Annotated in this window: 7 protein-coding genes and 1 pseudogene; 2 read left to right on the top strand and 6 right to left on the bottom strand. The window is 57.4% G+C overall.

The window, feature by feature from the left end:
• Positions 1-186 (top strand): annotated as a pseudogene (locus ACVCAM_RS18710) (LysR family transcriptional regulator); the annotation flags it as partial.
• Here ACVCAM_RS18710 and aldB read toward each other — a convergent pair.
• The 6 genes from aldB to ACVCAM_RS18680 form a co-directional block, all read right to left on the bottom strand.
• Positions 183-1721 carry an aldehyde dehydrogenase AldB gene (aldB, locus tag ACVCAM_RS18705; RefSeq protein WP_023294820.1) on the bottom strand — a complete coding sequence of 513 codons (1539 nt, stop codon included), beginning with the start codon at positions 1719-1721 and terminating at the stop codon, positions 183-185. The pseudogene ACVCAM_RS18710 and the gene aldB sit on opposite strands and share 4 nt — an antisense overlap.
• 86 nt (positions 1722-1807) lie before the next feature.
• Positions 1808-3655 (bottom strand): selenocysteine-specific translation elongation factor, encoded by a 1848-nt coding sequence (selB, locus tag ACVCAM_RS18700; RefSeq protein WP_025910550.1) that lies wholly within the window; start codon positions 3653-3655, stop codon positions 1808-1810.
• Complete coding sequence (gene selA, locus ACVCAM_RS18695) at positions 3652-5037, bottom strand: L-seryl-tRNA(Sec) selenium transferase (protein WP_407222942.1); 1386 nt, start codon at positions 5035-5037, stop codon at positions 3652-3654. Before selA ends, selB begins: the two co-directional genes overlap by 4 nt.
• A gap of 103 nt (positions 5038-5140) precedes the next feature.
• Positions 5141-5749, bottom strand: a complete 609-nt coding sequence (locus ACVCAM_RS18690) for a glutathione S-transferase (RefSeq protein WP_008502731.1) — start codon at positions 5747-5749, stop codon at positions 5141-5143.
• 90 nt (positions 5750-5839) lie between these two features.
• Complete coding sequence (locus ACVCAM_RS18685; protein ID WP_021242439.1) at positions 5840-6976, bottom strand: HlyD family secretion protein; 1137 nt, start codon at positions 6974-6976, stop codon at positions 5840-5842.
• Between the two features lie 2 nt (positions 6977-6978).
• Positions 6979-7335: a DUF3302 domain-containing protein gene (locus ACVCAM_RS18680; RefSeq protein ID WP_008502729.1), complete on the bottom strand. Its 357-nt coding sequence runs from the start codon at positions 7333-7335 to the stop codon at positions 6979-6981.
• A gap of 658 nt (positions 7336-7993) precedes the next feature.
• On the opposite strand from ACVCAM_RS18680, the gene ACVCAM_RS18675 reads away from it, so the two are divergent.
• A complete protein-coding gene (locus tag ACVCAM_RS18675) occupies positions 7994-9901 on the top strand; it encodes a PTS mannitol transporter subunit IICBA (RefSeq protein WP_023294817.1) in 1908 nt (635 codons plus the stop codon).
• Positions 9902-9970 lie beyond the last annotated feature (69 nt).

The following is a 9970-nucleotide window of genomic DNA, read 5'->3' as shown; positions in this document are numbered from 1 at the left end:
TTAACGAAAGGCATGCTCGTCCCCTGCTTCCCGCATCAGGAAGAGTGGTGGCTCGACCTGACGGCCATCTTCCGCAAACGCGAATACCAGCCCTGGCGCGTGCAATACGTTCTGGATGGCGTACTGAACTGCCTGCGCCAGCAAATTGCTCAGGCCGCCCACGGACGGCCTGAGCTGGGCGATTAGAATAGCCCCAGTGGCTTATCGGAATAGCTGACCAGCAGACATTTGGTCTGCTGGTAATGCTCCAGCATCATCTTGTGGGTTTCACGCCCGATGCCCGACTGCTTATAACCGCCAAATGCCGCGTGTGCCGGATAGGCGTGATAGCAGTTGGTCCAGACGCGCCCGGCCTGAATGCCGCGGCCCATTTTATAGGCCAGATTACCGTTGCGGCTCCAGACGCCTGCCCCCAGGCCATACGGCGTGTCGTTGGCAATCGCCAGCGCCTCCTCCATCGTTTTAAAGGTGGTCACGGCCAGCACCGGTCCGAAGATTTCCTCCTGGAAAACGCGCATGGTGTTCTGCCCGAACAGGATCGTCGGCTCAAGGTAATACCCGTCCTGCAGATCCCCTCCGAGCACCTTACGGCGTCCGCCGGTGAGAATATCCGCCCCCTCCTTCTTGCCGATGTCGATGTAGTTGAGGATCGTTTCCAGCTGTCCATGCGAGACCTGTGCCCCCATCTGGGTGACATTATCGAGCGGGTTACCGCTGCGGATAGACTCGACGCGGCGAATGGCCCGCTCCATAAAGCGCTCGTAGATGGATTCCTGCACCAGCGCGCGGCTTGGGCAGGTGCAGACTTCGCCCTGGTTAAACGCAAACAACGCAAACCCTTCCAGGGCTTTATCGAAGAAGGCATCCTCTTCCTCCATCACGTCCTCGAAGAAGATGTTCGGGGATTTCCCGCCCAGCTCGAGGGTCACCGGAATGATGTTTTGCGTGGCGTACTGCATGATCTGCTGGCCCACCTCCGTCGACCCGGTAAACGCCACTTTGGCAATCCGTTTTGAGGTGGCCAGATATTCCCCTATCTCCCCGCCCGCACCGTTGACCACGTTAATCACGCCCGGCGGCAGCAGATCGCCAACGATTTCCATCAGCAGCAGGACCGAGAGCGGGGTCAGACGCGCCGGTTTGAGCACAATACAGTTTCCGGCCGCCAGCGCGGGCGCCATTTTCCAGCTCGCCATCAGCAGCGGGAAGTTCCACGGAATAATTTGGCCTACTACCCCCAGCGGTTCGTGGAAGTGATACGCCACGGTGTCGTTGTCAACTTCGCTGATCCCGCCCTCCTGCGCGCGAATACAGGAGGCAAAATAGCGGAAGTGGTCGATAGCCAGCGGCACGTCAGCCGCCATCGTTTCCCGGATCGGCTTGCCGTTATCCCAGGTTTCCGCCGTCGCCAGCAGCTCCAGATTTTGCTCCATCCGGTCGGCGATTTTGAACAGGATCGCCGCCCGGTCCTGCACGGAGGTGTGAGCCCATTTCTCTTTCGCTTTGTGCGCCGCATCCAGCGCCAGGTCTATATCACGCTTACCGGAGCTGGCAATCTCGCACAGCGGCTGGCCGGTAACCGGGGTCAGGTTGGAATAGTATTCGCCGTCGACGGGCGCGACCCAGTCGCCGCCAATAAAGTTGTCATAACGGGGCTTCAGCTTGAGGGGGAAACCATACTCGCCGGGCTGGATACGCGATGAGGGAGGATTGTTTGTCATGTCCGTCTCCTTGCTGTTGGTGTACAACAAGGGTAGTTCCGGCTGGCGATTTTCTCGCCAACCGGTAACGGTGTTTACGACGGAGGTCACGGAGTTTCAGGAAATAATAACGAATCGCGCAACAGATGATCGTTACCGCGGCGGCGGGTAAAGCCGATGCGGTTGAAATACTCCAGGATCTGAATCGCCAGCTTGCGGCCCACGTTCAGCCGATCGCGGAAATCCGCTGCGCAGGTCGAGCCGCGCGCCTGATCCAGCTCGCGGATCAGGTTGGCAAACGCCACAATGCGATCGTTACGGTAGTAACGATCTTTCACGATCGCGACGATTAGCCCCTGCTGCGCCGCATGGCGCAACACCTGCCGCATCAGCTGCTCTTCGGTATTCGTTTCGCGGGCCAGATCCCGAACCCACCACGGCTCATCGCCAAACAGCGGGGCTACTTTTTGCCATATCGCCTCCTGATCTGCGGTGAACCCGGCCTTGTGATCCGGCAGGTGCAGCCAGCCGTGGTGGCTTTTAATCACTCCGCTTTCGCGCATGTTTTCGATCAGCAGCAGCACCAGCGCATCGTCTTCCATCGGCAGCGCCATGCGTCGCAGACGCTCACGGCCCGGGCCTGGCTCGTCCTGATGCTGTTCGTGGTAAATCGCAAGCGTGTTCAGTATCTTACGCTGCCATTGCGCAGCAACCGGGGCATTGAGCAGGCTGTCTCCGGCCTGTATAAAGCCCGGCTCCTGGGTCAGCTGGCGTAAGCCTTCCCCGCTCAGCTGGCGTGCCCATGCAAAATCACGCAGACTCACCGCCCCGCGATCGAGGTGCACCCGCAGCGCGGCGTTATCCTCTTTGGCCTGCGCCAGCGCGGCCAGCCACTGCAGATATTCCGGCTTACGCTTGCCGCGTCGAGGTGGGTTAAGCGCCACCACGCGCGCCCCCGCCAGCGTTTCCCTTGCAGAAATGTCACGCAGTACCAGACGATCGTTGTCTGCCAGCCAGAGCGGCGAATCGAATACCAGCTCGGCAAGGTCGTTTTCCAGCAGCGACACGCGCCCGGTGATATGGCTGGCCGCGTGGTGAATATGCAGCGGCTGCCATTGGGTCAACGGCATGTGTGTCTGCAGGGAGACAATCACGCGTTCAGACGGTTCCGGCGGGGCATCGGCCAGCAGCCAGTCTCCGCGGTTCAGCTGCTCTTTTTCCGCATCCCCGGCAATGTTCAGCGCGATACGTTGTCCGGCGTGGGCACGGTCAGCGGGCTGGTTTTGTGCGTGCAGTCCGCGCACGCGCATCGGTTTATTCACGCCCGTCAGCCAGAGGGTATCTCCCACGCTGACTTCACCGCTCAGCGCGGTGCCGGTTACGACCAGCCCCGCACCTTTTACCGTAAAGGCCCGGTCGATCGCCAGACGAAAGCGGTGATGGCTGGCGTGAGCGCGTGATGAAAGGTGCTGCAAATGGTGGCGAAGTTCGTCGATACCACGCCCTTCTGTCGCCACGGTGACAAAAAGCGATGCGTCGGCAAAGCCATACTCCCGCAGTGTCGCCTGGACCGTTTCGCGCACCTCGCTGACGCGCGCGTCATCCACGCGATCGGCTTTGGTCAGCGCCACGGTCAGCTGCGGGTTGCCGGTCAACTGCAGGATCGCCAGGTGCTCGCGGGTTTGCGCCATCACGCCGTCATCGCAGGCCACCACCAGCAGGGCATGATCGATGCCGCCCACGCCCGCCAGCATGTTAGACAGAAACTTTTCATGCCCCGGCACATCAATAAAGCCCAGCACGCGGCCATCAGGCTGGGGCCAGTAGGCATAGCCCAGATCGATGGTCATGCCGCGCTTTTTCTCTTCCGGCAGGCGGTCGGCGTTTACGCCGGTAATCGCCTGCAGTAACGTGGTTTTTCCGTGGTCAACGTGACCGGCGGTGGCAATAATCATTTCAACAACATCTCCAGAAATCGCTCTTCATCTTCAAGGCAGCGCAGATTCAGCCACATTCGGCCGTCGTAAATCCGCCCGAGAACCGGCGTCGGCAGGCCACGCCAGCGTGACGACAGGGCGTCAAGATGGCTACCGCGCCCGTCACGCGGCGTGAACGTCAGCGCCTCACTCGGCAGCCTGTCCACCGGCAGCGAACCGCTGCCAATCTGCGACTGGCAGGGCTCAATGCGAACGTCAAAATCGGGGTAGTGCGGGGCGACGCGCGGCAGCAGTAACTCGGCCTGGGCGCGAATCGAGGCGGCATCCCGGCTTAACAGGCGCAGCGTGGGCAGGCGGTCGGCCAGTTTTTCCGGGTAAAGATAGAGCCGCAGCGTCGCCTCCAGCGCGGCAAGCGTCATTTTATCGGCGCGCAGGGCGCGCTTGAGCGGATGCTGCTGCAGCTGCGCAATCAGCTCGCGCTTGCCGACGATAATCCCGGCCTGCGGCCCGCCCAGCAGTTTGTCGCCGGAAAAGCTGACCAGGCTCACGCCCGCCGCAATCATCTCTTGCGGCATCGGCTCTTTTGGCAGCCCGTACAGGCTCAGATCCACCAGCGAGCCGCTGCCGAGATCGGCAATCACCGGTATATTCAATTCGCGCCCAATCGCCGCCAGCTCCGCCTCTTCAACCGTTTTGGTGAAGCCTTCAATATGGTAATTGCTGGTGTGGACCTTCATCAGCAGGGCGGTATTTTCATTCACCGCCGCGCGATAGTCTTTCGCATGGGTACGGTTAGTGGTACCCACCTCATGCAGCGTACAGCCCGCCTGGCGCATCACGTCAGGAATACGAAACGCTCCGCCAATCTCCACCAGCTCGCCGCGGGACACCACCACCTCTTTGCCGCTGGCGGTGGCCGCCAGCATCAGCAGCACCGCTGCGGCGTTGTTATTCACAATGCAGGCATCTTCCGCGCCGGTCAGCTGGCACAGCAGCTCCGCCAGCGCGCGGTCGCGGTGCCCGCGTCCGGCGCCGTCCAGATCGTACTCCAGCGTTACGGGCGCTTGCATGGCCTGCACGACTGCGGAAACGGCCTCTTCCGCCTGCTGCGCGCGCCCCAGGTTGGTATGCAGCACGGTTCCGGTCAGGTTTATCACCGGGCGTAATGCGCTTTGCGCCTTCTCATCCAGCCGCTGTTCAACTTCCTGCTCCCACGCGCTACACCAGGCGGGCAAGGCGTTTTCTGCCTGAATCGCGCATCGGGCTTCGTCCTGAAGCAGGCGTAACATTTCCACCGTCGCGGTATGGCCGAAACGCTCAGCAACAGCATGAATGCGGGGTTCGCGAAGAAGACGGTCGGTAGCGGGGATCTGGCTGTACAGCGAATGATGAGTAGTCATGAAGGCGCCTGGCGAGTAAATATCTTCCCCCCTCCCGACGGGAGAGGGAGTTAACATGTGGGGGGATTGTACCGCCTCCGACGGCGAAGTGTTATAACCCGCGTCAAGCCTTTGGTGGTTCGGTACGGGCAAAGCTCTCGCGGCTAAACAGCGTGTCTGCAAGCTTCACCAGCAGCGGACGGTCGACGCACCAGCCCGGGGAGACGTGGCGGAAGTTGAGATAACCAATCGCGCAGGCGATGGCGATGGTCCCCAGGTTCAGGCTGTCGGTGTCGATCTTTCCCTCCCGGATAAGCTGTTCACACCTGTCCAGGCTGCGGCTGATTTTTTCCCGCTGGCGTAACAGTTCCGTTTCCGACTGCTGGGCAGCGGGCCTTGCCTGTTCCCGTACGGAGGTTAACGCCGCATCCATAATACCGTCGGCCAGGGCTTCGACCTGCTTCACCGCCAGCGCCGCTTTTGGGTCTGCTGGCAGCATTGCCGGGGCAACGCCCAGCAGCTCGATATACTCCGCAATAATCGGGGAATCAAACCAGTACTCGCCCTCGTCCGTGACCAGCGCCGGGACTTTTCCCAGCGGGTTGTACTGCGCAACGCCGTTTTCCGCGTTGTAAGGCTGTTCATTCACGAATTCAAATTCAATCCCCTTCTCCAGCAGGAGAATCGAGATTTTTCGCACGAAGGGACTGGTGTAGCTGCCGATGAGTTTCATTGCCTGATCCTTAATGCCGGAAAAAAGTCAGTATGGATCAAGCGATGAAAAAAGGGCAGGTCTGCATGTCGCATTCCTGCCCTGGAAGGATTAGTGATCGAGGTAGAGGTAGTGCATCCAGCTGGTCATACGCAGCAGTACTTTACGCATGACCGAGACGTGGGCGAAGTGGTCCGAATAGACCGCCACCTGGGCATAGATACCGTCCGGCAGGGCATCGACTTCAGCGTCAGGGCTCAGCTCGATGATGGCCTGCACGCCATCCGTGCCCGGCGTGACCGTCAGAGACTGGAGCGCACCCTGCGCCTGATAGGTCCCCCCCGGCACCACCGGCAGAATTGCGGTGAGCTTCCCGGAGAATACCTGGCCCGGCAGGGCGTTAAACACCACTTCCGCTTCATCGCCCGGTTTCAGACGCAGCAGCGAGTTCTGGCGGAACTGGGCCACAATCTGACGCTTCTGTTCAGGAATGAAGACCATCACCGGACGCAGAGGCAGCGCGGCGGCATAGGTCCCCGGACGGATCAGCACCTGGGTGATGTAACCATCGCTCGGCGCACGCACCACGGTCTGGTCCAGGTTATATTTGGCTTCGGCAAGCTGGGCACGTAACGAAGCAATCTGTGACTGCTCGCCGTTCACCATGCTGTCTAACTGGCTTTGAATCTGCACCTGCTCAGCCACGGAGCCTTTCACCATGGCATCCTGTGCCAGATAGTTTTGCCGCGCGTTATCAATATCGCTTTCAGAGAAAGGATTCACCTTCGCCTGGCTGCCTTTCAGGTAGCGCTGATAATCTTTATAGAGGCGATCGCGCTCAGCGGAGACACGTGTGGTATTGGCAACCGCTTCCGACAGCTGCGCTTTCAGGTTATCGATATTGTGCGTCGCGGTCACCAGGTCAGCCTGGAGTCTGTCGACGCGCGCCTGGTAGCGGCCAGGATCCAGTTTAAATAACACTTCGCCTTTTTTAATAAGCTGGTTATTTTTATCCGTGACTTCACTGACCACACCGGTCACCTGCGGCGTGATTGGAATAGAAATAACCGCTTTTTGCGCCGTAAAGGTATACGGATGGTTATAGTTCATTAACAGAATAAGACCGGCAACAATAAATACGCCGCCTAATGTTGCGGTGGCAAGCGTCCACTGGTTGACCGGAATTCGGAATATTTTAAAAATGGCCCAGGCAAATGCCACGTAGGTCAAAATAATCAACAGATCCATGATTAGCGCTCCAGCGTGTTCTTATCAGCAGTGGGCTGTACTGCAGCCAGCTTTTGTTCGAGTTCCGCCACGCGTTTGGCCAGCGCATCCATGCCCGGAACTTCATCAGGCTTTGTGATGTGGTTTTGCATGCCCCAGCCGCGATCTTCGCGGTACAGCGTGGCCCAAATCCACAGGAATGGCCAGATGGCATGGAGTGTAAACAGGCTAATCCAGCCTGCCGTATGAATGGCATCGGCATGCGGATGGTTACGCTTTTTGGCCATATTATAAGGAATATCATGGATGGCGATGATTCCGTAAAAGAGAACCAGAAATACAAAAATCAATACGCCCAGCGCAAAATAGTTGAGAAACATATTCTCCTCACTTAAACAACGTCAACTCATTAAATTAATAAAACGGTACGCAACCTAATTAATTTTTTTATAAACACGGGGATGTGCTTACTATTTCCGAGCCGGGGAGTATGAGTTTTTATAATATCTCCATGCAAGTTTATAAGCGTGTCAAAATATATCCTGAATAATAATAGACTTAACCTTACAATATGAGCGTAATCCACCTTTTAACTTTTCGCCATACCACACATCAAAAGTGGTTTTTTAGCTTATCGTGTCGTGCCATATCATCCTGGCGCTGAAACGCGAAGCAGAGTTTGCCGCCGATCACAGCCGGAGAAATCTGCATAAAAATATTTTGTGAAATCAGTCACAATCCAGAAACAAACACGTCATGACAAAACGTGACAGCAATCACACTAAGAGGTGGATTTTGCTTTTTTTCTCGCCATCGTATTTTTTTTGCCCACTTATTTTGTGATTGAGATCACTTCATTGACATCCCTACCCCCTGCCTTTACGTGACACGCATCACATAAATTTTCCCTGTCTGGACAGTTGAACGATTCAGTGCCAGATTTCACAGCATCAGAACAGGGCCCGGCTACCTCTGCCGCCTCATTAACAATAAACCTCGGGCCATAAGCCTAAGCGTAAACAGAAGAAGGGGTGTTTTATGTCATCCGATTTCAAGATCAAAGTTCAAAGCTTTGGTCGTTTCCTCAGCAACATGGTGATGCCAAATATCGGCGCGTTTATCGCGTGGGGTATCATCACTGCATTGTTCATTCCGACAGGGTGGTTGCCTAACGAAACGCTGGCGAAACTTGTTGGCCCAATGATTACCTATCTCCTGCCGCTGCTCATCGGTTTCACCGGGGGTCGTCTGGTGGGCGGTGACCGTGGTGGCGTCGTGGGTGCCATCACAACCATGGGTGTTATCGTCGGTGCGGATATGCCGATGTTCCTCGGGGCGATGATTGCCGGTCCTCTGGGCGGTTGGGCGATTAAGAAATTCGACGTCTGGGTTGATGGTAAGATCAAATCCGGCTTCGAAATGCTGGTGAACAACTTCTCTGCGGGCATCATCGGGATGATCCTCGCCATTCTGGCGTTCCTCGGCATTGGTCCTGCGGTTGAAGTGCTGTCTAAAATTCTGGCGGCAGGCGTTAACTTCATGGTGGCGCACGAGATGCTGCCGCTGGCGTCTATCTTTGTTGAACCGGCGAAAATCCTGTTCCTGAACAACGCCATCAACCACGGTATCTTCTCGCCGCTGGGTATTCAGCAGTCTCACGATCTCGGCAAGTCCATCTTCTTCCTGATTGAAGCCAACCCGGGTCCGGGTATGGGCGTACTGCTGGCGTACATCTTCTTTGGCCGTGGCAGCGCAAAACAGTCAGCTGGCGGTGCGGCGATCATCCACTTCCTGGGCGGTATCCATGAAATTTACTTCCCATACGTGCTGATGAACCCACGTCTGATCCTGGCCGTTATCCTCGGCGGTATGACCGGCGTGTTCACGCTGAGCGTCCTGGGCGGTGGTCTGGTTTCTCCGGCCTCTCCGGGTTCTATCCTGGCGGTACTGGCGATGACGCCAAAAGGCGCTTATTTCGCGAACCTCGCAGCTATCTTTGCGGCAATGGCCGTCTCCTTCGTGGTCTCTTCTATCCTGCTGAAAACCAGCAAAGTGAAAGAAGATGATGACATCGAAGCCGCAACCCGTCGTATGCACGATATGAAAGCCGAATCCAAAGGCGCAACGCCACTGGCAGCAGGTGATGTTTCTAACGACCTGAGCCACGTGCGTAAAATCATCGTTGCCTGTGATGCCGGTATGGGTTCCAGCGCAATGGGTGCAGGCGTGCTGCGTAAGAAAGTGCAGGATGCAGGCCTGACCAACATCTCCGTGACCAACAGCGCCATTAACAGCCTGCCGCCGGATGTTGACCTGGTGATCACGCACCGCGATCTGACCGAACGCGCCATGCGCCAGGTGCCGCAGGCACAGCACATTTCGCTGACCAACTTCCTCGACAGCGGCCTGTACACCAGCCTGACCGAACGTCTGGTTGCCGCGCAGCGTCACGAAGACAACGAAGTGAAAGTGCGCTCCAGCCTGCAGGACAGTTTTGACGAGAGCAACGCCCACCTGTTTAAGCTGGGTGCGGAAAACATCTTCCTCGGTCGTACCGCGGCCACCAAAGAAGACGCGATTCGCTTTGCCGGTGAGCAGCTGGTGAAAGGCGGCTACGTTCAGCCTGAATATGTCGACGCGATGCTGGAACGCGAAAAACTGACGCCAACCTATCTGGGCGAATCCATCGCGGTGCCGCACGGTACGGTTGAAGCGAAAGATCGCGTCCTGAAAACCGGCGTCGTATTCTGTCAGTACCCGCAGGGCGTGCGCTTCGGTGAAGAAGAAGATGACATCGCCCGTCTGGTAATTGGTATCGCCGCTCGCAACAACGAGCACATTCAGGTGATTACCAGCCTGACCAACGCGCTGGATGACGAAACGGTTATTGAGCGTCTGGCGAACACCACCAGCGTTGAAGAAGTTCTGGCTCTGCTTAACAAATAACGGTACTCCTCCCTCTCCCCCCGGGGAGAGGGCTAGGGTGAGGGGAAAACGTTCCTCACCCCAGCCCTC

The sequence above is a fragment of the Enterobacter sp. CFEC122 genome (assembly GCF_052983755.1).
This window is presented reverse-complemented; position numbering and strand designations above follow the sequence as displayed.